General features: G+C 76.0%; 22 protein-coding genes and 1 other RNA gene. 17 read left to right on the top strand and 6 right to left on the bottom strand.

Going from position 1 to position 25,878, the window contains the following annotated elements; translation table 11 throughout:
* Positions 1-2: 2 nt before the first annotated feature.
* The 6 genes from prfB to EDC03_RS07495 all read left to right on the top strand — a co-directional run bounded on the left by prfB (position 3) and on the right by EDC03_RS07495 (position 6,291).
* On the top strand, positions 3-1,127 hold the full coding sequence (prfB, locus tag EDC03_RS07520; protein ID WP_123379570.1) for a peptide chain release factor 2: 1,125 nt from the start codon (positions 3-5) through the stop codon (positions 1,125-1,127).
* 369 nt (positions 1,128-1,496) lie between these two features.
* Positions 1,497-2,252, top strand: a complete 756-nt coding sequence (gene ftsE / locus EDC03_RS07515; RefSeq protein ID WP_123379569.1) for a cell division ATP-binding protein FtsE — start codon at positions 1,497-1,499, stop codon at positions 2,250-2,252.
* The gene (gene ftsX, locus EDC03_RS07510) at positions 2,249-3,160 is read left to right on the top strand and encodes a permease-like cell division protein FtsX (RefSeq protein WP_123379568.1); all 912 of its coding nucleotides are present in this window, start codon (positions 2,249-2,251) and stop codon (positions 3,158-3,160) included. The genes ftsE and ftsX overlap by 4 nt, the downstream gene beginning before the upstream one ends.
* Before the next feature lie 4 nt (positions 3,161-3,164).
* Positions 3,165-4,586 (top strand): M23 family metallopeptidase, encoded by a 1,422-nt coding sequence (locus tag EDC03_RS07505; protein WP_123379567.1) that lies wholly within the window; start codon positions 3,165-3,167, stop codon positions 4,584-4,586.
* A 113-nt stretch (positions 4,587-4,699) separates the two neighbouring features.
* Positions 4,700-5,215, top strand: a complete 516-nt coding sequence (smpB, locus tag EDC03_RS07500; RefSeq protein WP_123379566.1) for an SsrA-binding protein SmpB — start codon at positions 4,700-4,702, stop codon at positions 5,213-5,215.
* A 2-nt stretch (positions 5,216-5,217) separates the two neighbouring features.
* A complete protein-coding gene (locus EDC03_RS07495; protein ID WP_199720022.1) occupies positions 5,218-6,291 on the top strand; it encodes an LLM class flavin-dependent oxidoreductase in 1,074 nt (357 codons plus the stop codon).
* A 57-nt stretch (positions 6,292-6,348) separates the two neighbouring features.
* On the opposite strand, the gene EDC03_RS07490 is transcribed toward EDC03_RS07495, so the two are convergent.
* Entirely contained in the window at positions 6,349-7,374 is a 1,026-nt protein-coding gene (locus EDC03_RS07490; protein ID WP_123379565.1) for an NADP-dependent oxidoreductase, read from the bottom strand.
* A 161-nt stretch (positions 7,375-7,535) separates the two neighbouring features.
* Here EDC03_RS07490 and ssrA point away from each other — a divergent pair.
* Positions 7,536-7,906: a transfer-messenger RNA gene (gene ssrA / locus EDC03_RS07485) on the top strand.
* 49 nt (positions 7,907-7,955) lie between these two features.
* Here ssrA and EDC03_RS07480 read toward each other — a convergent pair.
* Positions 7,956-9,176, bottom strand: a complete 1,221-nt coding sequence (locus EDC03_RS07480) for an NAD(P)/FAD-dependent oxidoreductase (protein ID WP_199720021.1) — start codon at positions 9,174-9,176, stop codon at positions 7,956-7,958.
* A 110-nt stretch (positions 9,177-9,286) separates the two neighbouring features.
* Here EDC03_RS07480 and EDC03_RS07475 point away from each other — a divergent pair, with 110 nt between their 5' ends.
* Together EDC03_RS07475 and EDC03_RS07470 are read left to right on the top strand one after the other, a co-directional pair.
* Positions 9,287-9,967, top strand: coding sequence for a hypothetical protein (locus EDC03_RS07475; RefSeq protein ID WP_123379564.1), 681 nt, complete (start codon positions 9,287-9,289; stop codon positions 9,965-9,967).
* 43 nt (positions 9,968-10,010) lie between these two features.
* The gene (locus EDC03_RS07470) at positions 10,011-10,940 is read left to right on the top strand and encodes a ribonuclease Z (protein WP_123379563.1); all 930 of its coding nucleotides are present in this window, start codon (positions 10,011-10,013) and stop codon (positions 10,938-10,940) included.
* Positions 10,941-10,961: 21 nt separating this feature from the next.
* Here EDC03_RS07470 and EDC03_RS07465 read toward each other — a convergent pair whose 3' ends face one another.
* The 3 genes from EDC03_RS07465 to EDC03_RS07455 form a co-directional block, all read right to left on the bottom strand.
* Positions 10,962-11,153 (bottom strand): hypothetical protein, encoded by a 192-nt coding sequence (locus EDC03_RS07465; RefSeq protein ID WP_123379562.1) that lies wholly within the window; start codon positions 11,151-11,153, stop codon positions 10,962-10,964.
* An 86-nt stretch (positions 11,154-11,239) separates the two neighbouring features.
* Entirely contained in the window at positions 11,240-12,568 is a 1,329-nt protein-coding gene (locus EDC03_RS07460; RefSeq protein WP_123379561.1) for an APC family permease, read from the bottom strand.
* Positions 12,565-13,695 (bottom strand): glutathione-independent formaldehyde dehydrogenase, encoded by a 1,131-nt coding sequence (locus EDC03_RS07455; RefSeq protein WP_123379560.1) that lies wholly within the window; start codon positions 13,693-13,695, stop codon positions 12,565-12,567. The genes EDC03_RS07460 and EDC03_RS07455 overlap by 4 nt, the downstream gene beginning before the upstream one ends.
* Positions 13,696-13,829: 134 nt before the next feature.
* Between EDC03_RS07455 and EDC03_RS07450 the strand changes: the two genes are divergently transcribed.
* Both EDC03_RS07450 and EDC03_RS07445 read left to right on the top strand, forming a co-directional pair.
* Positions 13,830-16,331 carry a phosphoketolase family protein gene (locus tag EDC03_RS07450; protein WP_123379729.1) on the top strand — a complete coding sequence of 834 codons (2,502 nt, stop codon included), beginning with the start codon at positions 13,830-13,832 and terminating at the stop codon, positions 16,329-16,331.
* Positions 16,332-16,399: 68 nt separating this feature from the next.
* Positions 16,400-17,476: an NADH:flavin oxidoreductase/NADH oxidase gene (locus tag EDC03_RS07445; protein WP_123379559.1), complete on the top strand. Its 1,077-nt coding sequence runs from the start codon at positions 16,400-16,402 to the stop codon at positions 17,474-17,476.
* A 484-nt stretch (positions 17,477-17,960) separates the two neighbouring features.
* Here the strand turns inward: EDC03_RS07445 and EDC03_RS07440 are convergent, their stop codons facing one another.
* Positions 17,961-18,845: a GTP-binding protein LepA gene (locus EDC03_RS07440; protein WP_123379558.1), complete on the bottom strand. Its 885-nt coding sequence runs from the start codon at positions 18,843-18,845 to the stop codon at positions 17,961-17,963.
* 150 nt (positions 18,846-18,995) lie between these two features.
* On the opposite strand from EDC03_RS07440, the gene EDC03_RS07435 reads away from it, so the two are divergent.
* From EDC03_RS07435 to EDC03_RS07410, 6 genes are all read left to right on the top strand, one after another.
* Complete coding sequence (locus tag EDC03_RS07435; protein ID WP_123379557.1) at positions 18,996-19,814, top strand: ABC transporter ATP-binding protein; 819 nt, start codon at positions 18,996-18,998, stop codon at positions 19,812-19,814.
* On the top strand, positions 19,796-21,445 hold the full coding sequence (locus tag EDC03_RS07430) for a hypothetical protein (RefSeq protein ID WP_123379556.1): 1,650 nt from the start codon (positions 19,796-19,798) through the stop codon (positions 21,443-21,445). The genes EDC03_RS07435 and EDC03_RS07430 overlap by 19 nt, the downstream gene beginning before the upstream one ends.
* Before the next feature lie 91 nt (positions 21,446-21,536).
* Positions 21,537-23,021, top strand: coding sequence for an NAD-dependent malic enzyme (locus tag EDC03_RS07425; protein ID WP_123379555.1), 1,485 nt, complete (start codon positions 21,537-21,539; stop codon positions 23,019-23,021).
* Complete coding sequence (locus tag EDC03_RS07420; RefSeq protein ID WP_123379728.1) at positions 23,018-23,596, top strand: YqgE/AlgH family protein; 579 nt, start codon at positions 23,018-23,020, stop codon at positions 23,594-23,596. Before EDC03_RS07425 ends, EDC03_RS07420 begins: the two co-directional genes overlap by 4 nt.
* Positions 23,597-23,673: 77 nt before the next feature.
* Entirely contained in the window at positions 23,674-23,988 is a 315-nt protein-coding gene (locus EDC03_RS07415) for a DUF3039 domain-containing protein (RefSeq protein ID WP_123379554.1), read from the top strand.
* Positions 23,989-24,028: 40 nt separating this feature from the next.
* Positions 24,029-25,801, top strand: a complete 1,773-nt coding sequence (locus EDC03_RS07410; RefSeq protein ID WP_123379553.1) for a DEAD/DEAH box helicase — start codon at positions 24,029-24,031, stop codon at positions 25,799-25,801.
* The last annotated feature ends 77 nt before the right edge of the window (positions 25,802-25,878 follow it).

Genomic DNA, 25,878 nt, shown 5'->3' with positions numbered 1-25,878 from the left:
CCGTGGCTGCCGTCGACTTCCCCGCCGAGATCCGCGACCTGAGGTCGACCTACGCCTCGATCGTCGAGGTCAGCGACCTCGACCGGCTCCGCCAGACGATCCGCGAGCTGTCCGAGGAGGCCGTCGCCCCCGACCTGTGGGACGACGTCGCCCGCGCGCAGGGCGTGACGAGCCGCCTGTCGCACGCCCAGTCCGAGGTCGAGCGGCTCGAGAAGCTCGGCGACCGCCTCGACGACCTCGAGGTCCTCGTCGAGATGGCCGAGGACGCCGAGGGCGCCGAGCGCGACGAGACGATGGCCGAGGCGGGCCGCGAGCTCGAGACCCTGCGCACGGCGCTGGCCCAGCTCGAGGTCCGCACGCTGCTGTCGGGGGAGTACGACGAGCGCGAGGCCATCGTCACGATCCGCGCCGAGGCCGGGGGCGTCGACGCCGCCGACTTCGCCGAGATGCTGCTGCGCATGTACCTGCGCTGGAGCGAGCGCCACGGCTACGGCACCGACGTCTACGACACCTCCTACGCGGAGGAGGCCGGCATCAAGTCGGCCACCTTCCGGGTCGCGGCCCCCTACGCCTACGGGACGCTGTCCGTCGAGCAGGGCACGCACCGGCTCGTGCGGATCTCGCCCTTCGACAACCAGGGCCGCCGCCAGACGTCCTTCGCGGGCGTCGAGGTCCTGCCGTTCGTCGCCGAGACCGACAACGTCGAGGTCCCGGAGAACGAGCTGCGCGTCGACGTCTTCCGCTCGTCGGGCCCCGGCGGCCAGAGCGTCAACACGACGGACTCGGCCGTGCGCCTCACGCACCTGCCGACCGGCATCGTCGTGTCCTGCCAGAACGAGAAGAGCCAGCTGCAGAACAAGGCGGCGGCCATGCGCGTGCTCCAGGCCCGGCTGCTCGAGCGCGCCCGCGCCGAGCGCCAGGCCGAGCTCGACGCCCTCAAGGGCGCCGACGCCGGCAGCTGGGGCAACCAGATGCGCTCCTACGTGCTGCACCCGTACCAGATGGTCAAGGACCTGCGGACCGAGCACGAGGTCGGCAACACGACGGCGGTCTTCGACGGCGACATCGACGGCTTCCTCGAGTCGGGGATCCGGTGGCGCCGCCAGGAGGAGAAGCAGGACGCCTGACCGCACGCCGTCCACCGGCGGGACGGCGCAGGACATCGTCCACCGGCGTCCCGCCGTGGTCGCCCGCAGGCCCGGACGGGTGGTGGGCTGCCACCCGTCCGGCCCCGCAGGGCCGTCCGGCGCTGCTCCGGACGGGTGGACCTCGGTCTCAGGTCGATCGCGGAGCGTGCCGATGCCTGTACGGACGGTGACTCGCCGGGAGGAGAAGTTCGGGATGCGGGACCTCACGACGTATGGTGCTCGCGGCCGGGATGCCGTGCGCCGTGCGCGCGGACCCCACGCAGGACCCGACGCGACGCACGAGGACCTGCGGGCGACCGCCCGCAGCACACGACACCGCCCCCGAGACCCGGCCCCGCTGGACGACGAGTGATCCGTTTCGACCACGTCACGAAGACCTACGACCCCACCGCGCGCCCCGCCCTCGACGCCGTCGACCTCGAGGTGGCGCGCGGTGAGTTCGTGTTCCTCGTGGGCGCCTCCGGCTCGGGGAAGTCGACCTTCCTCCGGCTCGTGCTGAAGGAGGAGGCGGCCACGTCCGGCGTCGTCCACGTGGCCGGCAAGGAGCTGGGCCGTCTCTCGAGCTGGAAGGTGCCGCACCTGCGCCGCCAGATCGGCGTCGTCTTCCAGGACTTCCGCCTCCTGCCGGGCAAGACGGTCCACCAGAACGTCGCCTTCGCCCTCCAGGTCGTCGGCCGCTCGCGCGCCGCCATCAACGCCACGGTGCCGGAGGTGCTGGAGCTCGTCGGCCTCGACGGCAAGGGCGGGCGGCTCCCGCACGAGCTGTCCGGCGGCGAGCAGCAGCGCGTGGCCATCGCCCGCGCCGTCGCCGGCGGTCCCGCGATCCTCCTGGCCGACGAGCCCACCGGGAACCTGGACCCGACGACGAGCCTCGGCATCACGCGCCTGCTCGAGACCATCAACGGCCGCGGCACGACGGTCGTCATGGCCACGCACGACGACGACATCGTCGACAGCATGCGCAAGCGCGTCGTCGAGCTCGTGGACGGCCGCGTGGTGCGCGACGAGCGCCAGGGCGGCTACGTCACCGGGACGATGCCGGTGGTGCCGCCGCCGGTCGAGGCCGACGAGGACGACGACGAGGGACGGGGCGCGACGGCATGAGGCTCGCGTTCATCCTCTCGGAGATCGGCATCGGCCTGCGCCGCAACCTCGCGATGACGATCTCCGTCGTCCTCGTGACCTTCGTGTCGCTGACCTTCGTCGGCGCCGGGGCGCTCATGCAGCAGCAGGTCCGCACCATGCAGGGCGACTGGTACGACCGCGTCCAGGTGTCGATCTTCCTCTGCACGCAGGACAGCTCCTCCGCGAGCTGCGCCGGCGCCGCCACGGACGAGGACAAGGCGGCCATCGAGGGCGCGCTCACCTCGCCGCCGCTGTCGGAGTACGTCTCCGAGGTCGAGTTCGAGACGCGCGAGGAGGCCTTCGCGCAGTTCCAGGAGCAGTTCGCCGGCGAGCAGCTGAGCGCGTCGGTGACGCCCGAGCAGCTGCCCGAGTCCTTCCGGGTGGGGCTGCAGGACCCGGAGGAGTTCGCGGTCATCAGCGACAGCTTCACGGGCCAGACGGGCGTCGAGCAGGTGGTCGACCAGCGCGAGGTGCTGGAGCCCTTCTTCGACGTCCTCAACGGCCTGACCGCCGCCTCCCTGGCCCTCGCGGGAATCATGCTGGTCGCCGCGGTGCTGCTCATCGGGACCACGATCCGGCTCGCCGCCTTCAACCGGCGCCGCGAGACGGGCATCATGCGCCTGGTGGGTGCCTCCAGCGCCGTCCTCCAGCTGCCGTTCCTGCTGGAGGGCGTCATCGCCGTCGCCCTCGGGGCGGTGCTGGCCACGGGCGCGCTCCTGCTCGGGGTGCACTACGGCGTGACCGGCTGGGCCGCCCAGCAGGTCCCGGCGTTCGACTACATCACCACCGCCGACGTGTGGGCGACCGCTCCCTGGTTGCTCCTCGGCGGCGTCGTCATGGCGAGCGTCGCGTCGCTCGTGTCCCTGTCCCGCTACCTGAAGGTCTGACCGCATGCGCACCCCTGCCCCCACGTCGACCCCGTCCGCGGCCCCCGCCGCCGGGGCCACCGGGCGCCGCCGCTGCCTGCGGCCGACCGCGACCGCCCTCGGCCTGGCCCTGGCCGTCTCCCTCGCCCCGTCGGCGCCCGTCTGGGCGGCTCCGACGCCGGGCACGACGAGCGAGTCGGCCACGGCGGACAAGAAGGCCGTCGACTCGGCCCTCCACGCGCTGCAGGAGGACCTCGTCGGCACGTCGGACGAGCTCACGTCCGCCTACGCCGAGTACGCGGCCGTCCAGGAGCAGCTGCCCGGCGCCCAGCGCGCCGCGGACCTCGCGGCCCGCGTGCAGGCCGAGGCGCAGGCCGCGGCCGACGACCTCGCCCAGCGGCTCACCGCGTCGCAGACGGCGATGACGGCGGCCCGGGAGTCGGTCGCGGAGACCGAGCAGGCCATGGCGGACTCGCACACGTCGCTCGGCCGGATCGCGGCGTCGGCGTACCGCAGCAGCCGGACCCCGCAGGGGCTCGCCATCGCCATGGGCTCGACCAGCCCCGACGAGTTCGCCTCCCGCTCGGCGGCCGTCTCCGGCCTGTCCGAGGCCGAGGCCGACGCGCTCGCCGAGCTGAGCACCGACGAGGCCGTGCGCCGCAGCGCCACGACCCGCCTCACCGCCGTCGCCGAGCAGGTCGAGGCGCTGCGCGCCGAGGCCGAGCAGCAGCTCGACGTCGCCACGCAGGCCGCGGAGGACGCGGCCGCCCGCAAGGCCGAGGTCGAGGCGCTCGCCGCCCGCCAGCAGGCCGCCGTCTCGACCATCGAGTCGCGGCAGGCCGAGGAGGAGGCGCGTCTCGCCGAGCTCCAGCGCGAGTCGGACGAGCTGGGCGACCAGCTCCGCGAGATCGCCGAGGTCGAGGCCCGCCGCGACGCCGAGCGCCGTGCCGCCGAGGAGGCCGCCCGCGCCGCGTCCTCCGGCGCCGGGTCGTCGTCCTCGTCCGCCGACCGCCTCTCGTCGCCGCCGGCCGTCAGCCGCAGCACGCGGGCCGACACCGGCGGGACGCTGCTGCGGCCGGCCGGCCGCATCTCCTCGCCGTTCGGCATGCGCATGCACCCGATCAAGGGCTACATGCGCATGCACAACGGCCAGGACTTCGCGGCCGGCTGCGGCACCCCGGTCCTCGCGGCCGAGGACGGCGAGATCGTGTCGGCCGGCTACAACGGCAGCTACGGCAACATCACCGTCATCAACCACGGGACGCTCCGCGGCCAGCAGGTCGCCACGGCCTACGCCCACATGCAGTCCTTCACCAAGCGGTCCGGCTCGGTGCAGCGCGGCGAGGTCATCGGCTACGAGGGCACGACCGGCGGCTCCACCGGCTGCCACGTGCACTTCGAGGTCCGCGTCAGCGGGTCGCCCGTGAACCCGATGAACTGGGTCTGAGCGCCCGCCTAGGCTGAGCACCAGACCGCGACCGCCGGTGGCCGAGAGGCCGCCGGCGGTCGCGTCGTCCCCGCCCCGGTGCGGGCGGGACCCGTACCGCAGGAGGAGGAGACGTGGCGAGGGCAGGGCACAAGACGTCGACGGCCAAGGCCCGGCGCGGTGACGACGGCCGGTCCGTCGTCGCCACCAACCGCCGCGCCCGCCACGACTACACGCTGACCGACACGTGGGAGGCCGGCCTCGTCCTCTCGGGCACCGAGGTGAAGTCGTTGCGCGCCGGGCGCGCCTCGCTCGTCGACGGCTTCGTCTCGGTCGAGCGGGGGGAGGCGTGGCTCGAGCACGTCCACATCCCCGAGTACACCGAGGGCACCTGGACCAACCACCCGGTGCGCCGGCGTCGCAAGCTCCTCCTGCACAAGCTGGAGATCCAGAAGCTCGACGCGAAGGTGCGCGAGGGCGGCATGACGTGCATCCCGCTGCAGCTGTACTTCCTCGGCGGGCGCGCGAAGGTCGAGATCGCCCTCGCCGAGGGCAAGAAGCACTGGGACAAGCGGCAGACGCTGCGCGAGCGCCAGGACACCCGGGAGGCGCAGCGCGCCATCTCGCTGCGCGTCCGGCGGGGGGAGTGACCGTGGCGGACGGGACGCAGCGGGGCGGCGTCGAGCTGGGCATCACCACCTTTGCCGAGACCTACCCGGACCCGTCGACGGGCACGCTCGTCGGCCACGGCGAGCGGCTCCGGCAGGTCGTCGCGGAGGTCGAGCTCGCCGAGCAGGTCGGGCTCGACGTCTACGGCGTGGGGGAGCACCACCGGGCCGACTTCGCGGCGTCGTCGCCCGCCGTCGTCCTCGCGGCGGCCGCGGCGCGGACGTCACGCATCCGGCTCACGAGCGCCGTCACCGTGCTGTCGTCGGACGACCCCGTCCGCGTGCACCAGGACTTCGCCACGCTCGACCTGCTGTCGCAGGGGCGGGCCGAGGTCATCGCCGGCCGCGGCTCGTTCACCGAGTCCTTCCCGCTCTTCGGGTACGACCTGCGCGACTACGACGAGCTCTTCGCCGAGAAGCTCGAGCTGCTGCTCGCGATCCGGGAGTCGGGGCACTCGACCGGCCCCGTCACGTGGCGCGGTCGCCACCGTCCCGCCCTCCGCGGCGCCGAGGTGCACCCGCGCACCGAGGGGCGCCCGCTGCCCGTGTGGGTGGGTGTCGGCGGCAACCCCGAGTCCGCCGTCCGGACCGGCCTGCTCGGCCTGCCGATGGCGCTCGCCATCATCGGGGGCCAGCCCGCACGCTTCGCCCCGCTGGCCGACCTCCACCGCCGGGCGCTCTCGGAGGCCGGGCACGACCCGCAGCCCCTGGCCGTGCACGCGCACGGCTTCGTCGGTGACCGGACGGACGCGGCGGCGGACGCGTACTACCCGTCCTACGCCGTCGCGATGTCGAAGCTCGGCGCCGAGCGCGGGTGGGGCGACATGACGCGCGGCGCCTTCGACCAGATGCGCGGGCCGTCGGGCTCGCTCGTGCTGGGCGACCCGCAGGCCGTCGCCGACAAGGTGCTCGCCATGCGGGCGTCGCTCGGCATCGACCGCTTCCTCCTCCACGTCAGCGTCGGGACGCTGCCGCACGACGAGGTGCTCCGGAGCATCGAGCTCCTGGGCACGCAGGTGCGCCCGCTCGTCGAGGCGGGGCTCGCCGCCGCGCGCTGACGCCCTCTCCCCACGGGTGGTGCCCGGTCGTCCTGCGGGCGACCGGGCACCGCCGCGTCAGGCCCCGGAGGGGAGCCGGACGAGCATCTTCCCGGTGTTGGCGCCGGCGAGGAGCCCGCGCAGCGCCTCGTAGGTGGCCTCGACGCCGTCGACGACGGTCTCGCGGTGGGCGAGCTCACCGGCCGCGATCCACCGCGTCATGTCGGCGACGAAGGCGTCCGTGCGGTCGAGGTGGTCGCCCACGAGGAAGCCGCGCATCGTGAGCCGCTTGCCGCGGGCCAGGTGGAAGGTGCTGGGCCCCGCCGGCTCGTCCGTCGAGCCGTACCCGGAGATGGCTCCGCACAGGGCGATCCGGCCGTGGGTGCGCATCCGGGGGATGGCCGCCTCGAGCGTCGGCCCGGCCACGTTGTCGAAGTAGACGTCCGCACCGCCCGGCAGCAGGTCGGTGAGCAGCTGCTCCGGCGGGGCGTCGTGGTAGTCGGCCGCGGCGGTGAAGCCGGCGTCGTCGAGCAGCCAGCGCACCTTCTCCGGCGTCCCGGCCAGGCCGACGACGGCCGAGGCCCCCCGGAGCCGCGCGACCTGCCCGGCCACCGACCCGACGGCGCCGGCGGCCCCGGAGACGAGGACGACGTCGCCCTCGCGGAAGCCGGCCACGTCGAGGAGGCCCACGTACGCCGTGAGCCCGGTCGTCCCGAGGACGCCCAGCCACGTCTGGGCCGGCACGACGGAGGTGTCCAGCACGCGCGCGTCGGCGGCGTCGACGAGCGACACCTCGCGCCAGCCCTTCCCGTGCAGCACCTCGTCGCCCTCGTGGACGCCCTCGACGCCGACGCCCACCGCCTCGACGACGCCGACGGCCTCCGCCTCGACCGGCGAGCCGAGCGGGAAGGACGGCACGTACGTGGGCGCCTCGTCCATCTGGCTGCGGGTCCACGGGTCGACCGACAGCCAGGTGTTGCGCACCCGCACCTCGCCCGGGCCCGGGTCGGGCACCTGCACCTCGTCGAGACGGACGTCCCCGTCACGGAGGTGGCCCTGCGGGCGGGCGAGGAGGGTCCACTGACGGCTGCCGGCTGCGCTCACGCGGGGGACCGTAGGCAGGCCCGTGACGATCCGCCCGTCGGGCGGCGGCGGGAAGAGGGGGTGCCCCGCCGTGGTTGTCAGGGGTACGCTCGGCGTCCCGCAGCAGGCCCTCGTGGTCGGCGGCGGGGCCGGCCACCTCGGTGGCGGGCGACAACTCCACAGGGGGTGACAGGTTTCGACGTCGTTCTCCGCGCCAGGGGAAGCGGGTCGAGGATGCAAGGTCAACTCGTGAACGCTCCTTGCAAACCTATAGGTGCCGATTCCAAGCGCACCGACTTCGCCCTCGCCGCCTGAGCGAGGATCCGAGGTCTGTCGGTCTGAGCGTGCTCTCGACTCAGTAACCGGCATCAGCTAGAGAGCCACTGGGTGCGGTCCTCGCCGTCGGGGCCGCACCGACACCAAGACGGCTGGGCCCGGGTCGGCGGCGCGCCTGCGCGACCGCCGGGGCCGAGAAACTCCCGAGCAGGCTGCACCCGGAGAAGCCCTGGCAACAAGACGACGGACCCGGGTTCGATTCCCGGCACCTCCACAGCGACGAAGGGCCCCGACCGGACGGTCGGGGCCCTTCGTCGTCGGCAGGGTCAGCCGGCCGTGATCCGCCCGCGCAGCTGCTCCTCGGTCTGCGGCGCCCGGTCCGCGAGGACCTCCTTCGCCTGCTCGACCCGCTCGGCGACGTCCCACAGCAGCACGCCGGTGACGCGGCCGTCCTCGTCGAGGTAGTAGACGACCCCCTCGCCCTCCGGGCCGGCGTCGGTGGCCCAGTCCTCGACCGTCCGCGCCGAGCCGTCGAGGGTGCCGACGGCCTCGTACCGCGTGCCGAGCACCTGCGAGTAGAAGAACGGCGTGTGGTCGTAGGGCTCGGTCCGGCCGGCCATGAGCTCGCCGACGGCCTGCCCCATGGTCTTCGCGTTGTCGACGTGCTCGACCCGCGTGACGCCCAGCAGCGGGTCGCGGTACTGCGCGACGTCGCCCGCGGCGAACACGTGCGGGTCCGAGGTGCGCAGCGTCCCGTCGACGACGACGCCGTCGTCCACCGCGAGCCCCGCGGCCTCGGCCAGCTCCGTCGACGGCGTGATGCCGAGGCCGAGCACGACCGCGTCGGCGGCGAGGGTGCTGCCGTCGTCGAGCGTGACCTCGACCCCGTCGTCGCCCGCGGTGCCGCCGGTCACCCGCGTGCCCGGCCGCAGGGTGACGCCGGCGCCCGCGAACATGCGCTGGAAGTGCTCGGCGAGGCGCGGCGGGAACATCGACGCGCCCAGGACCTCGTCCGGCATGACGAGGGTCACCCGCGTGTCGTTCTGCGCGAGCGCCGCGGCGATCTCCGTGCCGATGTAGCTGCCGCCCACGACGACGACGTGCCGCCCGTCGCCGGCCAGCTGCCGCAGGTCCCGGTAGTCCTGCGCCGTCCGGAAGGCGATGACGCGCGGGCCGGGCTCGAGGGGTCCGCTCGAGGGCCGCCCGCCCGTGGCCAGGAGCAGGGAGCCGTAGCCGACGACGTCGCCCGCGTCGGTCGTCACCGTCCGCGCGGCGGTGTCGACGGCCGTGACGCGGACACCCGTGCGGACCTCGGCGCCGGTGTCCGCGGCCGTGCCGCAGTCGTTGTCGGCCTCGGTGAAGTCCGGGTCGATCCAGAGCTTCTTCGACAGCGCCGGCCGCGTGTACGGCGGGTCGACGTCGTCGCCGAGGACGAGCACCCGCCCGTCCGGGTCACGGTCCCTGATGCCGCGGGCGGCCGCGTCGGCCACCATCCCGCCGCCGACGACGACGTACTCCGCCCGGTCCGTCTGCTCCACCGCTGCCACGGGTCCTCCTCGCGCTCGCACGCCGCTCCTGCGGCGGCCCCGTCACGCTAGGTCGGCGCCCGCGGCCCCGCCCGGCGGCCGCGAGGGCGTGGACGCCCTAGCCTCCGCGCGTGGCCGGCCTCCTCCTCGCCGCGGCGGGCCTCGGCCTGGCCGGGCTCGACCCCGCGGGCGCCCTCCTGCTCGGCGCGGCGCTCGCGGCGGGGGCGTCGCGGGGCGGCGCCGTCCTCTTCGCGGGGGTGTCGGTGCTGGGCTGCGTCGTCCTCGGCACCGTCCTGCCCCTGGTGCTCGGCGTCCGGGCGGACGAGCTCGACGTCCTCTCGCTGCTGCCCGACGGCCCGCTCGCGGCGGCGGTGGAGGTCGTCCTCGCGGTCGTCCTCGCGGTCTGGGCCGTCCTGCGGCTGCGTGACCGCCGCCCGCGGCCCGGCAAGCCGCGCCGCACCCGCCCGGGGACGGCGGCGCTCCTCGGCGCGAGCACGGCGTGGGCCCTCGCCGCCGTCCTCGACCCGACCTTCCTCGCCGTCGTCGTGCTCGCCGCGCGGGCCGACGCCTGGCCGGGCGTGGTCGCGGCGCACCTGCTGTGGTCGGTCGTCGCCCAGCTGCCGCTCGTCGTCCTCCTCGTCGCGGTGCTCCGCGGCGCCCACGAGCCCGTCGTCCGGTGGCTCGAGCGCGCCTGGGCGCGGGCCCGGCCCGCCGTGCGGCACCTCGTCACGGCGGCGCTGCTGCTCGTGGCCGTGCTCCTGCTCGCCGACGCCGGTGCCTACCTGCTCACGGGGGAGTTCCTCGTGGGCTGACGCCGCCGGCGCCCGCCCCGACGTCCTGGCCTAGCGTCGCGGGGTGCCGGCCCGCGAGCTCGTCGTCCTGGGGACCTCCTCCGCCGTCCCGACGCGGACCCGCAACCACTCGGGCCACGTCCTGCGCTGGGACGGCGAGGGCCTGCTTGTCGACCCGGGGGAGGGGACGCAGCGCCAGATGCTGCTCGCCGGCGTCCCCGGGTCCGCGGTGGACGTGATCGCCCTCACGCACGAGCACGGCGACCACGTCCTCGGCCTGCCCGGCGTCCTGCAGCGCCGGGCCGTCGACGGCCTGACGACCCCGGTGCCGCTCGTCTTCCCGGCCCCGGCCGCCCCGCTCGTCGAGCACCTGGTGGGGGCGTCCGCCCACGCCGGGGCGCTCGCGGTGCCGTGCTCCGTGGCGGCCGACGGCCCGGTGACCGGTCCCGACGGCGCCCCGCTGCGCGTGGGCGGTGCCGTCCTGCACGCCGTGGCGCTCGACCACCGCGTCCCCGCGTGCGCCTACCGCCTCGTCGAGCCCGACGGGCGCCGCATGCTCCCGGAGCGGCTGGCGGCCCGGGGCGTCGCCGGTCCCGACGTCGGCCGCCTCCTCGCCGAGGGCACGCTGCGGACCGTGGACGGCGAGGTGCGGCTCGAGGACGTCAGCGCCCCCCGACCGGGGCAGGTCGCCGCCGTCGTCGAGGACACCCGCTGGTGCGACGGCGCGCTGCGGGCGGCCGAGGGCGCCGACCTGCTGCTCTGCGAGGCCACCTTCGCCGACGCCGAGGAGGCGCTGGCGGGCACCTACGGCCACCTCACGGCGCGGCAGGCCGGCCGCCTCGCCCGGGAGGCGGGGGCCCGGCGGCTCGTCCTCACGCACTACTCCTCGCGCTACCCGTCGACCGACGGGCTGCTGGCGCAGGCGCGCGAGGAGCACGACGACGTCGTGGCCGCCGCCGACCTCGAGCGCCACGCGGTGCCGCCGCGCCGCTGACCCTGGCGCCGGCGGCGTCGTTCAGCGGCGCCCCACCCGCCGGACGACGGCGAGGTACAGCCCGACGAGGGCGATGACCGGGCCGGCCGCCGCCCAGAAGGGGTCGCCGGTCATGGGGCTGCCCCCCACGAGGCCGACGCCCTGCAGCGTGAAGAGGACGCCGAGGGCCACGAGGACGGCGCCGACGACGGTCAGCACCAGGTCGCGGCTCACGGGGCGGTCCGGACGGCGGGGGACGGGGCGGGTGCCATGCGGCCACCCTGCGGGCGCGCCGTCCGACGCGCCCGCCGGGTGGGCGCTCAGGACGCGCGGGAAGGGGCGCTCCGCCCGCTCCGCGAGCGCGTCAGCAGGTGGACGACGACGCCGAGGGCGACGAGCGCGCCGCCGATGAGCCAGTTCTGCGCCGGCTGCTGCGTGAGGAGCACGGCGCAGGAGACGAGCGCGAGGACCGGCAGGGCGGTCGGCGCCCGGAAGTGCTCGTGCGGCACGGCGTCCCGTCGCAGGACGAGCACCGCCAGGTTGGTGCTGACGAACACCACGAGCAGCAGGAGCACCACGGTGCTCGCCAGCGTCTCGAGGCTGCCGACGAGGGTGAGGACCACGGCCGCCGCGGTGGTCACCACGATGGCCACCCACGGCGTGCGGCGCCCGGGCAGCGTGCGCCCCAGCACCGCGGGCAGCAGCCCTTCCTGCGCCATGCCGTACGTCAGCCGGCTCGCCATGATCATGGTGAGCAGCGCGCCGTTGGCGACCGCCACGAGGGCGACGGCGGCGAAGAGCCACGAGGGCACCCCGGCGTCGGCCCGCTCGACGACGGCGAGCAGCGGCCCCGTCGTCTCGCCGAGCTCGTCGGGCGGCAGGACGGCCACGGCCGACACGGCCACCAGCAGGTAGACGACGCCGGCGACGAGGAGGGAGCCGAAGAGCGCCCGCGGGTAGACCCGCCGGACGTCCTTGACCTCCTCGGCGAGGTTGGCCGAGGTCTCGAAGCCGACGAAGGAGTAGAAGGCGACGAGCGCCGCCCCGAGGACCGCGGCCCACGGCGAGACGTCCGGCCGCAGCTCGAGCGCGCGGCCGGGGTCGCCGTCGCCCCGGCCGAGCACGACGGCGCCGAGCACGACGACGAGGACGAGGCCGCCCACCTCGACGACCGTCATGGCGACGTTCGCACCCAGGGACTCCTTGATGCCGCGGGCGTTGACGAGCGCCACGACGAGGAGGAAGAGGACGGCGACGAGCACGGGCGGGGCGTCGAGGAAGGGTGCGAGGTAGTCGCCGCCGAAGGCCACGGCCAGCCCGGCGGCGCTCGTCACGCCGGCCGCGAGCATCGACCACCCGACGACGAAGGAGACGGCGGGCCGGCCGAAGGCGCGCTGGGCGAAGACGGCCGCGCCCCCGGCCCGCGGGTACTTCGTCACGAGCTCCGCGTAGGAGGCGGCCGTCAGCAGGGCCATCCCGAGCGCGAGGAGCAGCGGGAGCCAGACGGCCCCGCCGACCTGCGCGCCGATGACCCCGACGAGCGCGTAGACCCCTGCCCCCAGCACGTCCCCGAGGACGAAGACCAGGAGCAGGGGCCCGGTGACGCCGCGCCGGAGCCGCGTGGGCTCGTCGGGCGTCGTCGTGGTCACGGGTGGAGCAGGACCTTGGTCCAGCCGTCGACGCGCTCGTCGAAGTTCTTGTAGGCGTCCACGGCGTCGGCGAGGCCGAGCTCGTGGCTGACGATGCTGCCGGGGGAGGCCTTGCCGGTGATGATGAGGTCGCGCAGCTGCCGGTTGTAGGCCTTGACGTTCGCCTGGCCCGTGGCCATGGACAGCCCCTTGAACCAGAAGTCGCCGTAGGGGAACGCGAAGCGCCCCTCCTTGGCCTCCTCGGTGGCCGCGCCCGGGTCCTCCGGCACGAAGACGCCCACGACGCCGATGCCGCCGGTGGCCCGGACCGACTGGACGAGCGTCTCGATCGTCGTGCCCGGCTTCTCGACCCCCGTGTGGTCGTGGGCCTGCCAGCCCACGGCCTCGACGCCGCGGTCGGTGCCGACGCCGTCGGTGAGCTCCATGATCTGCTCGACCGGGTCGCCCTTGCTGTCGTCGACCGCGACGGCGCCCATCTTCTCCGCCAGGGCCAGGCGGTCCGGCGCCCGGTCGACCACGTAGACGACGCTCGCGCCGCGCACCTGCGCCGACAGCGCGGCCATGAGGCCGACGGGACCGGCGCCCATGACGACGACGGAGTCGCCGGGCTCCATGCCCGACAGCTCCACGCCGTGCCAGCCGGTCGGGAAGATGTCCGACAGCATCGTGAAGTCGTTCTCGTGCTCCGTGCCCTGGGGCAGGTGCAGCGCGTTGAAGTCGGCGAAGGGCACCCGGAGGTACTCCGCCTGGCCGCCCTGGTAGGGCCCCATGTCGGCGAAGCCGTACGCCGCGCCGGCCGTCCCGGGGTTGGTCTCGAGGCAGAAGGCGGTGCGCCCGCGCATGCAGTTGCGGCAGTGGCCGCAGGCGATGTTGAAGGGGAGCGAGACGCGGTCGCCCTTCTTCAGGCGCGTGACGCCGGAGCCGACCTCCTCCACCACGCCCATGTTCTCGTGCCCGAAGATCCGGCCGGTCTCGATGTCGGTCCGACCCTCGTACATGTGGAGGTCGGAGCCGCAGATGTTGGTCGTCGTGATGCGGACGACGGCGTCCGTCGGCGCCTCGACCCTCGCGTCGGGGACGTCGACGACCGCGACGTCCTTCGGCCCGTTGTAGACAAGTGCTCGCACGTGGTCCTCCGTTGACTGGTGCCGTCGGCCCCTGCTGGCTCGAGGTCCGACCTGCTCTCCCACCGTGCGGGGCGCGGGCGCGGGGCGCACCTCGACGGGTGCTGCGCTGCCCGCGCCCCCACGCTGGGCCCGTGGTGGTGACGACGCAGGCGAGCACGCGGCAGCTGGACGACGCCGAGGTGGAGGGGCTGGACCGCTGGTGGCGGGCCGCCAACTACCTCGCGGTCGGGCAGATCTACCTCATGGGCGACGACCCGCTCCTGACCCGGCCGCTGGCCGCGGCGAGCACGAAGCCCCGCCTGCTCGGCCACTGGGGCACGACGCCGGGCCTCAACCTCCTGTGGGCCCACGCGAGCCGCTGCGTGCGGGAGCGGGACCTCGAGGCGATCTTCGTCACCGGCCCCGGGCACGGCGGACCGGCGGTGGTGGCGAGCACCTGGCTCGAGGGCACGTGGACCGACGTCTACCCCGACGTCTCCCGCGACGCGGCCGGCATGGGGAAGCTGTTCCGGCAGTTCAGCTTCCCCGGCGGCATCCCCAGCCACGTCGCCGCGGACGTGCCCGGGTCGATCCACGAGGGCGGCGAGCTGGGCTACTCCCTCGCCCACGCGCACGGGGCCGCCTTCGACGACCCGGGGCTCGTCGTCTTCTGCGTCGTCGGGGACGGGGAGGCGGAGACGGGGCCGCTCGCGGGCTCGTGGCAGTCGGTGGCCTTCGTCGACGCCGCCCGCGACGGCGCGGTCCTGCCGGTGCTGCACCTCAACGGCTGGAAGATCGCCAACCCGACGACGGTGGCCCGGCTCTCCGACGACGACCTCGTGGCCCACCTCGGCGGGCGCGGCTACGCGCCCGTCGTCGTCGAGGGGCCGCACGAGGGCGAGACGTCCGCCGACGTCCACCGCCGGCTGGCCGCGGCGCTCGACGGCTGCCTCGACGGCATCGCGGCCATCCAGGCGCGGGCCCGCGGGCGGGCGGGGGACGACGACCACGAGGTCGTCGGCACGGACGACGTCCCCCGGTGGCCGCTGCTCGTCCTGCGGACGCCGAAGGGCTGGACCGGGCCGGCGGAGGTCGACGGCGAGCGGGTCGAGGGCACCTGGCGCGCCCACCAGGTGCCGATCAGCGAGGTGCGCGGCGACGACGAGAACCGCCGACGTCTCGAGGAGTGGATGCGCTCCTACCGGCCCGAGGAGCTCTTCGACGCCGACGGCCGGCCGCAGCAGGACCTCCTGGACCTCGTGCCCCGGCGGCCCATGAGCGCCAACCCGCGGACGAACGGCGGGTCCGTGTCGCGGCCGCTGCGCCTGGCGGACTTCCGCGACCACGCCGTGGAGGTCCGCGGCCCGGGCGAGACGATGCACTCGCCGACCACGGTGCTCGGCGACTGGCTGGCCCGCGTCGCCGTCGACAACCCGACGACCTTCCGGCTCTTCGGCCCCGACGAGGTGGCCAGCAACCGGCTGCAGGCCGTCGTCGAGGCGGTCGGGCGGGCGTGGGCCGGCAAGGGCGACCCGGACGACGACCGGATGCGCCCGTCCGGCCGCGTCATGGAGGTCCTCAGCGAGCACCTCGTCCAGGGCTGGCTCGAGGGCTACCTGCTGACCGGGCGGCACGGCGTGCTCACGAGCTACGAGGCCTTCGTCCACATCGTCGACTCCATGCTCAACCAGCACGCGAAGTGGTTGAAGGTGACCCGGCAGCTGCCCTGGCGGGACCCGCTGCCCTCGCTCAACTACCTCCTGTCGAGCCACGTGTGGCGCCAGGACCACAACGGCTTCTCGCACCAGGACCCGGGCTTCCTCGACCACGTGGCCACCAAGAAGGCCGAGATCTCGCGGATCTACCTGCCGCCGGACGCCAACACGCTCCTGTCGACGATGGACCACGTCCTGCGCAGCGAGCACTACGTCAACGTCGTCGTCGCTGGCAAGCAGATGGTCCACGACTACCTGCCCGTCCAGGAGGCCGTCGAGCACTGCGCCCGGGGCCTCGGCATCTGGGACTGGGCGAGCTCGGACGAGGGCGAGGAGCCCGACGTCGTGGTCGCGGCGGCGGGCGACGTGCCGACGCTCGAGGCGCTCGCCGCGGTCGACCTCCTGCGGACGCACCTGCCCCGGCTGCGCGTCCGCTTCGTCAACGTCGTCGACCTCATGCGGCTGCAGAGCGCCAGCGAGCACCCGCACGGCATGCCGGACGCCGAGTTCGACGCCGTCTTCACCCGCGATCGGCCGGTCGTCATGGCCTTCCACGGCTACCCGGCGCTGGTGCACCGGCTCACCTACCGGCGGGCCAACAACGGCGGCTTCCACGTCCGCGGCTTCGTCGAGGAGGGGACGACGACGACGCCCTTCGACATGGTGTCCGCCAACGACATGGACCGCTTCCGCCTGGCCGCGGACGTCCTCGAGCGCGTGCCCGGCCTCCTGCCCCGGCACGCCGCCCTCCGGCAGCGGCTCATGGACGCCCGGCGCCGTGCCCGCGAGCACGCCTACGAGCACGGCGAGGACCCGGAGGAGATCAGCGGCTGGCGCTGGCCCCACGGCGGCGTCCACCACGCGATGCCGGCCGGCACCCCCGCGGGCCGCGGCGGCGGGCGGCCGGCGGTCGACGACGCGGGAGACCGGCCGACGCCCTGACCCGTCGTCCGCGCGGGCGGGCGGGACGACGGGGGAAGCCGCGGGCGGGGACGGCGGTTGGCGCCGAGGTGACGACGACGCTTTTCGACCCGATCCGCCTGCGCGACCTCGAGGTGCCCAACCGCATCTGGGTCTCGCCGATGTGCCAGTACTCGTGCGACCCGGTCGGCGCCCCCGGCGTCGTCCACGACTGGCACCTCGTGCACCTCGGCTCCTTCGCCGTCGGCGGCGCGGGCCTCGTCCTCACCGAGGCCGCGGCCGTCAGCCCCGAGGGCCGCATCAGCCCGCAGGACGCGGGGATCTGGACCGACGAGCAGGCGGACGCGTGGCGCCGCGTCGTCGACTTCGTCCACGCCCGGGGCTCCCGGGTCGGCGTCCAGCTCGCGCACGCGGGCCGCAAGGCGTCGACGTACCGCCCCTTCGACGCCCCCGGCACGGGCTCGGTGCCGGCCGAGGAGGGCGGCTGGACGACGGTCGCCCCCAGCGCGGTGGCCTTCGGCCGCTACGCGACGCCGACCGCCCTCGACGACGAGGGCCTCGCCCGCGTGGTCGCCGACTTCGCCGCCGCGACCCGCCGCGCCGAGGCCGCCGGCTTCGACGTCGTCGAGGTCCACGCGGCGCACGGCTACCTGCTGCACCAGTTCCTCTCGCCGCTGGCCAACACCCGCACCGACGGCTACGGCGGCGACCTCGCGGGGCGTGCGCGCCTCCTCCTCGAGGTCGTCGACGCCGTCCGCGCCGCCTGGCCCGAGGGCCGCCCCGTCGTCGTCCGCGTCTCCGGGACCGACTGGGCCGACGGCGGTCTCACCCTCGACGAGGTCGTGCAGGTGTCGGTGTGGCTGCGCGAGCACGGCGTCGACCTCGTCGACGTCTCCAGCGGCGGCGCCGTCCCGGGCGCGGACATCCCCGTCGCCCCCGGCTACCAGGTGCCCCTGGCCGAGGCGGTCCGCCGCGGCGCGGACGTCCCCACGGGCGCCGTCGGCATGATCAGCGACCCGGCCCAGGCGGCCCAGGTCGTCGCCCAGGGCCAGGCGGACGTCGTCCTCCTCGCCCGGGCCCTCCTGCGCGACCCCCGCTGGCCCGAGCGCGCCGCCCGCGAGCTGGGCCACCCCGTGACCCGCCCCCCGCAGTACGACCGCGCCTGACGCCCCCCGGGGACGTCGCCAGGGTCCGCTCCTGACGACTTCGCTGCCGACGTCGAGGGAAACGGGCGCGGGTGACGACGTCGGCGGCGAAGTCGTCGATGAGGGGGCCCTCGGTGCGACGTCGGCAGCAAAGTCGTGCGGGGCCGGCGAGTGCCGCGGAGCGGTGGTCACCGAGCCCTTGGGGCCACCACGACGCGGCACCCCGCGCGCGGGGCGGGGCGGGCACGAGCGGACGGCGCCGGGTGCGCGGCCGGCACGTCAGGCCGGCGCTCCGACCCCGGCGCGACCCAGCCGTACGGCGCCGAGGCAGTGCCAGAGCGCACCCGACGCCGACCGTGGACCCGACCGGACGCGGCGACCCCCGATCGGGTGCCACGGTCAGTCGCCCGGCGCGCAGGCCCGGACGACGAGAGGCTCTGCACGGGGGACGGGATCCATCCCGCCGCTCGTGCAGAGCCTCCGTCGTCACCGTGGGGCGGGGCCGTCAGGCGGTCGCCGCCCCGCCCGTCGCGACGCGGTCGCGGTAGGCGCCCACGGCGTCCTTGAGGGCGGCGAGGACGTACCCCGGCACCTCCATGCCCCGCTGCCCCGCCCACAGCAGCTCGCGCTCGACGCGGGAGATGTCGCGGGCGAAGCCGGCGAGGTCCTCCTCGAGGCCGAGGGTCGAGACGACCTGGCCGTAGTCGGCGTCCTGGCCGGGCTTGTTGACGCCGACGAGGGCGAAGGAGCGCCGGCGCAGGACCTGGGTGAGGCGGACCTGCCACGGCTTGAGGACGCCGGCCTGCACCATCTGGGTCGCGGCGAGCCGGTAGTAGGCGAAGTGGCCGGGCTCCTGCTGCTTGATGGGGGCGACGACGGTGCGCGCGATGGCGTGCTCGCCCATGTCCTCGAGGCCGGCGGAGAGCTTGTTGTAGGCGAGGACGGCGGATCGCTCGGTCGCGGCGCCCGTGAGGTAGTAGAGGAGCCGCGCCACCTCCTGGACCGGGCGCAGGTGCGAGAGCGCGCCCAGCACACGGACCTTGGGGCTGATGACGGTGGTGTTCGGCTCCGCGGGGTCCATCCCGAGGTCCTGCTGCAGCCGGTCGAGGATGAGGCCGTGCTGGATCTCCTGGGGCTGCCAGACGTCGGCGAAGAAGAGCCGGTCCGTCTCGTCGACCTCCGGGAGCAGCGTGAGCAGCTCGAGGACGTTGCGGTCCACCTCGAGCTCCACGCGGGAGAGGTAGCCGATGACCGGCCCGAAGGTCTCCCGCACGCCGACGGCGTCGTGGACCGTCCGGTCCACGCTGTCGAGGGAGATCGGGGGGTGCTTCTCGCCCAGGGTGAGGACGTGGTCCCTCAGCTGCTGGGGGGTGATCGTCGCGCGCGCCACGGCGGAAATGTAAGGCGGGCCTTCGTCCCCGTCACGCCGGGAGGGGCCACCCGGTCGACGGCGTCGCTCGGGCGGGTGGAAACCCTCCCGGACACCGAACCTCGGGCCCCGCGGTGCCGAAGAGAAGGGCTTCGGCGCTAGCGTCGCCGGGTGCCGGGCGAGGAGCAGGACCGTGTCCCCGCCCTCGAGCTCGTGGGGCTCGTCAAGCGGTTCGGCGGCCGCCCGGACGGCCGGCCGGTCGTCGACGGCGTCGACCTCGTCGTCCCCGCCGGCGCCGTGCTCGGGCTCGTGGGCCCCAACGGTGCGGGCAAGACGACGACCCTGTCCATGGCCACGGGCCTGCTCCGCCCGGACGGGGGCACGGTCCGGGTCCTCGGCCACGACGTCTGGGCGGACCCGCGCCGCGGGCCGGTGGCGGCCAAGCGGCTGCTCGGCGTGCTGCCCGACGGGCTGCGCCTGTTCGACCGGCTCTCGGGGCGCGAGCTCGTCCGGACGACGGCGCTCCTGCACGGCCTGCCGCGGGCGACGGCGGAGGAGCGCACGCAGCAGCTGCTCGACGCCCTCGGCCTCGCCGACGCCGCGGAGGGCGTCGTCGTCGACTACTCGGCGGGCATGACGAAGAAGGTGGCGCTCGCCTGCGCGCTCGTCCACGCCCCACGGCTGCTCGTCCTCGACGAGCCCTTCGAGGCGGTGGACCCGCTGTCGGCCCGCGCCATCCGCGAGCTGCTCGACGGCTTCGTCGCCGGGGGCGGCACCGTCGTCCTGTCCAGCCACGTCATGGAGCTCGTCGAGCGGCTGTGCGACCGCGTCGCCGTCGTCGCCGACGGGCGCGTGCTCGCCGCCGGGGCGCTCGACGACGTCCGGCGCGGCCGGACGCTCGAGGAGCGGTTCGTCGAGCTCGCCGGCGCCGGGGGAGCACCGGGCGGCGCGGCGCCCGGGGGAGGGCTGCCGTGGTTGCGGTCGTCCTGAGGCTGCGCCTGGCGCTGTGGGCGGCGTCGTTGCGCCGCGACCGCTGGCGCGTCGTCGTCCTCGTCCTCGGCGGCCTCTACGGGCTCGGCGTCACGGCGGGCGTCGTCGTCGGGCTGGCCGCGCTCGCGGCCGCGCCGGCCGACGTCGCGCGGGGCGTCGTCGTCGTCGGCGGCGCCGTGCTCGTGCTCGCGTGGACGGTCGTGCCGGTCGTCGCCTTCGGCGTCGACCCCTCCCTCGACCCGGCCCGGTTCGCGACCCTGCCGGTCGAGCCGCGCCGGCTCGTCGTGGGCCTCCTCCTCGCGGCGCTCGTGGGGGTGCCCGGGGTCCTCACGCTCGTCGTGGGCCTCGGGTCGGCCCTGCCGTGGGCCGGGCGCGGGGCGGCCGCGGGCCTGCCCGCCGTCGCGGCCGGGCTGCTCGGCGGCGTGCTGGGCGTGCTCACCGCGGTGGCCGCCGGGCGCCTGCTCACCGCGGCCGCCGCCGTCGTCCTCGCGCGCCGCCGGGCGCAGGAGGCCGTCGCGGTCCTCGTCGTCCTGTCGCTCGTCGCGGCGGGCCCCGCCCTCGCGGCCGTGACGGCCCGCGGCGTCACGGTGCCGCGGCCGGGCGCCCTCGTGGACGTCCTCGCGTGGACGCCGCCCGGCCTCGCCTGGGCCGTCGGCGCCGACGTGGCCGCCGGCGCGGCCGGGACGGCGGCGCTCCGGCTGGGGCTCGCGGCCGCCGTCCTCGCGCTGCTGCTCGTCGGGTGGACCGCCGTCCTCGGGCGGCGGCTCGCCGGGCGCGCCGGGGCGGGCGGCGCGGAGGCTCCCTCCGGGCGCGCCCCCGGGCGGCACGGGCGGGGCCCGCACCTGCCCGACGGCGCCCGCTGGGCCGTCGCGGCGCGGTGCCTGCGGTACTGGCGGCGGGACCCGCGGTACCTCGTCGCCGCGGCCGGGGGGCTGCTCCTGCCGCTCGGCCTCGGCGCCCTCGCGGTGGCCGGCGCCCTGCCGGTGCCGCTGCTGTGGACGGCCGGCGCCCTCGCCGGTCTCGTCCTCGGCACGGCCCTCCACAACGACGTCGCCCTCGACGGGCCGGCCTTCTGGTCCCACCTCGCCGTCGGCGTCCGCGGCGTCGACGACCGCGCCGGGCGGGTGCTGGCCCAGCTGCTGTGGGCGCTGCCGACGACGGCCGCCGTCGCCCTGGGCGGGGCCGCGGCCGCCGTCGCCGCCGGGCGCGCCGCGGGGGCGGGCGGCCCCGGCCCGGACGGCCCCGTCGCCGAGGCCGCCTGGGCGGCGGGCTCCCTCGCCTCCGCCGTGGCCCTCCTGCTCGCCGGCACGGCCGTGTCGTCGGTGCTGTCCGCCGTCCGGCCCTACCCGGCGCAGGCCGCCGACGAGAGCCCCTTCGGGTCGCCGAGCGGCGCCGCGCTGCCGGGGGCGCTGGCCCAGTCCCTCGTCCTGCTCGGCACCGGCGTGCTGGCCCTCCCCGCGCTGGTCGCGGCCCTGCTCGGCGTCGTGTGGCAGCCGGCGGCGGCCGTCGTGGCGCTCGCCCTGGCCCTCGGCGGCGGGGCCGTGCAGGTGGTCGCCGGCGTCCGGGCCGGCGGTGCGCTCGTCGACCGGCGGGGGCCCGAGCTGCTCGCCGCGGTGCGCCGGGACCGCTGACGCCGGCGCCCGGGGTGACGTGGGCCACACCCGTGCGGCGGGCCTCGCTCGTCGCCGGGGGCGCCCCGGCGGGTGCGGCAGGATGCGGCGCATGCCTGCCGCACCGAGCGTGTCCTACTCGATCACCATCCGCCTCGAGCTCCCGGCCCGGCCCACGGCCGTCAGCGAGCTGACCTCCGTCATCGAGAGCAGCCACGGGATCGTCACCGCGCTCGACGTCACGGCCTCCGGCGCCGGCCGGGTGCGGGTCGACCTCACCTGCGCCACGCGGGGGACCGACCACGCGGAGGAGATCGTCGAGGCCCTGCGCGGCCTCGAGGGCGTGGCGATGGGGCGGGTGTCGGACCGGACCTTCCTCGCGCACCTCGGCGGCAAGATCTCGGTCGAGCCCAAGATGCCGATCCGCACGCGCGACGACCTCTCGCTCATCTACACGCCGGGCGTCGCCCGGGTCTGCGAGGCCATCGCCAAGGAGCCGGCCGACGCGCGCCGCCTCACCATCAAGCGCAACACCGTCGCGGTCGTCACGGACGGCACCGCGGTGCTGGGCCTCGGCGACATCGGCCCGCTCGCGGCGCTGCCCGTCATGGAGGGCAAGGCGGCGCTCTTCAAGCGCTTCGGCGGCATCGACGCCTTCCCGATCTGCCTCGACACGACCGACACCGAGGAGATCATCGCGGCGGTCAAGGCCATCGCCCCCGTCTTCGCGGGCATCAACCTCGAGGACATCGCGGCGCCGCGCTGCTTCGAGATCGAGGACCGCCTGCGCGACGAGCTCGACATCCCCGTCTTCCACGACGACCAGCACGGCACCGCCATCGTCTGCACCGCCGCGCTGCTCAACGCCCTCAAGGTCGTCGGCAAGCAGCTGCCCGACGTCCGCGTCGTCATGTCGGGCGCGGGCGCCGCCGGCACCGCCGTCCTCAAGCTGCTCCTCGCCGCGGGCGCGCGCGACGTCGTCGTCGCCGACATCGACGGCGTCGTCCACACCGGGCGCCCCGACCTCCACCCGTCCTCGCGCTGGACCGCGGAGAACACCAACCCGCGCGGCCTCACGGGGACGCTCGTGGAGGCGCTCGCCGACGCGGACGTCTTCATCGGCGTCAGCGCGCCGAACATCCTCACCGGCGACGACATCGCGACGATGGCGTCGGACGCCGTCGTCTTCGCGCTCGCCAACCCCACGCCCGAGGTCGACCCGACGGCGGCCGCCGAGCACGCGGCCGTCGTGGCCACCGGCCGCAGCGACTTCGCCAACCAGATCAACAACGTGCTCGCGTTCCCCGGCGTCTTCCGCGGGCTGCTCGACGCGCAGTCCCACTCGATCGACGAGGCCATGCTCCTCGCCGCCGCGCGGGCGCTGGCCGCCGTCGTCGCCGACGACGAGCTCAACGCCGCCTACATCGTCCCGAGCGTCTTCCACCCCGACGTCGCGACGGTCGTCGCCGAGGCCGTCGAGAAGGCGGCGCGCGCCGCCGGCGCCGGCGAGACGCCGTCCCCCGTCGTCGCGGCCACCGAGGCGGCCGCGGGCACGGACGCCGGCTCGTCGGCCGGCGCCGTCGCCGGGGTGCTCTGAGCCCCTCGGGCGGCGGCGGGGCCCACGGCCTCGCCGGCCGCCTGCTCGTGGCGCTGCCGGCGCTCGAGCAGGACGAGTTCCGGCGGACCGTCGTGCTGCTCCTCCACCACGACGACGAGGGCGCCACGGGAGTCGTGCTCAACCGGCCGATGCCCGTGCGGGTGGACGCCGTCCTGCCGCCGTGGCAGGAGCACGTGAGCGCGCCCGCCCGGCTCTTCCGCGGCGGGCCCGTCGGCCTCGACTCGGCCCTCGGGCTCGTCGTCGTGCCCGGCGACGGGCCCGAGCCGCCGGGGGTCCGGCGCCTCCACGGCGCGCTCGGCCTCGTCGACCTCGACGCCGACCCGGGGACGGTCTCCCGGGCCGGCAGCGGCGTCCGGGTCTTCGCGGGCTCGGCCGGGTGGGGGCCGGGCCAGCTGGAGGGCGAGCTGGTGGACGGCGCCTGGCTCGTGCTCGACGCCGAGGCGGGGGACGCCGTCACCCCCGACCCCGGCGGGCTGTGGCGGGCCGTGCTCGGCCGCCAGCCCGGCCGCCTGCGTCTGCTCGCGAGCTTCCCCGCCGACCCCTCGCACAACTGACCGGGCCGGCCCCGCGGGCGGCGACGCGGGGCCTCGGCGGGCGCCCGCCGTCGGGCGGCCGACGTACGATCCGGGGCATGACCTCCTCGCCGCCCGAGCCCCCTCGCAGCCCGTCGGCGGAGCCGTCCCGCTCCACCACGTCCGTGCTCGAGCGCGAGCTCGTCGAGCAGCCGCAGCTCTCCGAGCCGGGCGACCACGAGCGCTTCGCGCACTACGTGCGCAAGGAGAAGATCATGAGCTCGGCCCTCTCGGGCGAGCCCGTGACGGCGCTCTGCGGCAAGGTCTGGGTGCCGGGCCGCGACCCGCAGAAGTTCCCCGTCTGCCCGGCGTGCAGGGAGATCTACGAGGGCCTGCGCGAGCCCGCCGACGGCGGCCCGGGCGACGGGAAGTGAGCCCCCGGACCACCGGCGGTCGTCGGGGGACGCCCGCCGCGTGAGCAGCAGCACCGCCCGCGCCACCACCGTCCCCGCCTCCGTCGCCGCCGGCGCCTCGCCGGACGGCCGTCGGCCGCTGCGCGCCTGGCAGCGCGCCGCCCTGGACCTCTACGACGCCGAGCCCGGCCGCGAGGACTTCCTCGTCACGGCCACGCCCGGCGCCGGCAAGACGACGTTCGCGCTGTCGCTCGCCTCGCGGCTGCTCCAGCGCCGCGTCGTCGACCGCGTCGTCGTCGTCTGCCCCACCGACCACCTGCGCACCCAGTGGGCCGACGCGGCCGACCGCGCCGGCCTCGTCCTCGACCCCTCGCTGCCCAACTCCGTCGGCCCCGTGCCGGCCGGGGCGCAGGGGTACGTGACGACGTACGCGCAGGTCGCCGGCAAGCCGGCGCTGCACGCCGCGCGGTCCACGGCGCGGCGGACGCTCGTCGTCCTCGACGAGGTGCACCACGCCGGCGACGGCCTCTCCTGGGGCGAGGCGTGCGCCGAGGCCTTCGGCGGCGCCCGCCGACGGCTGTCGCTCACGGGCACGCCCTTCCGCACGAAGCCGGGGGAGCGCATCCCCTTCGTCCACTACGAGGACGTCGGCGGCGGCGAGCTCCGGAGCCGCGCCGACTACACCTACGGCTACCGCGACGCCCTCGCCGACGGCGTCGTGCGCCCCGTCGTCTTCGCCGCGTACACGGGCACCTCGCGCTGGCGGAACAGCGCGGGCGAGGTGGTCGCCGCGTCGCTGTCCGAGCCGGGCACGCGTTCCGTCGAGGCCGCGGCGTGGAAGACGGCGCTCGACCCGCGCGGCGGCTGGGTGCCCCACGTCGTCGCCGCCATGGACGACCGGCTCACGCACCTGCGCGAGCACGCCATGCCCGACGCGGGCGCCCTCGTCCTCGCGAGCGACCAGGACGACGCCCGCGCCTACGCCAAGGTCGTGCGGCGGGTGACGGGCCACGAGCCTGTCCTCATCCTCTCCGACGACCCGCGCGCCTCCTCGAAGATCGAGGAGTTCGCCGCGGGCACGCAGCGCTTCGCCGTCTGCGTCCGGATGGTGTCCGAGGGCGTCGACGTCCCCCGCGCCGCGTGCCTGGCCTGGATGACGAGCTACCGGACGCCGCTCTTCTTCGCCCAGGCCGTGGGCCGCGTCGTGCGCGCCCGCAGCCGCCGCGAGCAGGCCACGGTGTTCCTCCCGGCCGTGCGCCCGCTGCTCGCGCTGGCGGCCGAGCTCGAGAGCGAGCGCGAGCACGTCATCCCCGCGCCGGCGCAGGCCGCCGACGACGAGCTCGACCTGCTGCCGCGCCCCGAGCGCGAGGCGTCCGACGGCCTCGGCGAGCACGAGTCGCTGGAGGCCGACGCGCAGTTCGCGCACGTCCTCCACGGCGGCCGGGCCGTCCTCGGGGAGGGCGACGGCGAGCCGCTGGGGGAGGAGGCCGAGGACTTCCTCGGCATCCCGGGCCTGCTCACGCCCGAGCAGACGGCGTCCCTCCTCGCCAGCCGCGACGAGGAGACCCGCCGCCGCGCGGGCGCCCGCCGTGACGAGCCCGACGAGCCCGCGGACCTGCCGGCCGAGCCCGAGGAGGAGCTCGCCTCCTGGCGCGCCACCGCGGGGCTGCGGCGCGAGGTCAACCGCCTCGTCGGCCAGGTGGCCGCACGCACCGGCGTGCCGCACGCCGTCGTCCACCGCCGCCTGCGGACCGCGGTGCCCGGCCCGGCGTCGGCCACCGCGCCGCCGCAGGTCCTCGAGAAGCGGCGCGACCACCTGCTGGCGTCGCTGTAGCCGGGGGCGCCGCCCGGGACGGCGCCCGATGTCCCACTCCGCGGGACGGCGTCCGATGTCCCACTCCGCGGGACGGC

The sequence above is a fragment of the Pseudokineococcus lusitanus genome (genome assembly GCF_003751265.1).
Classification (GTDB): domain Bacteria; phylum Actinomycetota; class Actinomycetes; order Actinomycetales; family Quadrisphaeraceae; genus Pseudokineococcus; species Pseudokineococcus lusitanus.
The sequence above is the reverse complement of the archived record's forward strand: the minus strand, read 5'-3'. Positions and strand labels throughout refer to the sequence as shown.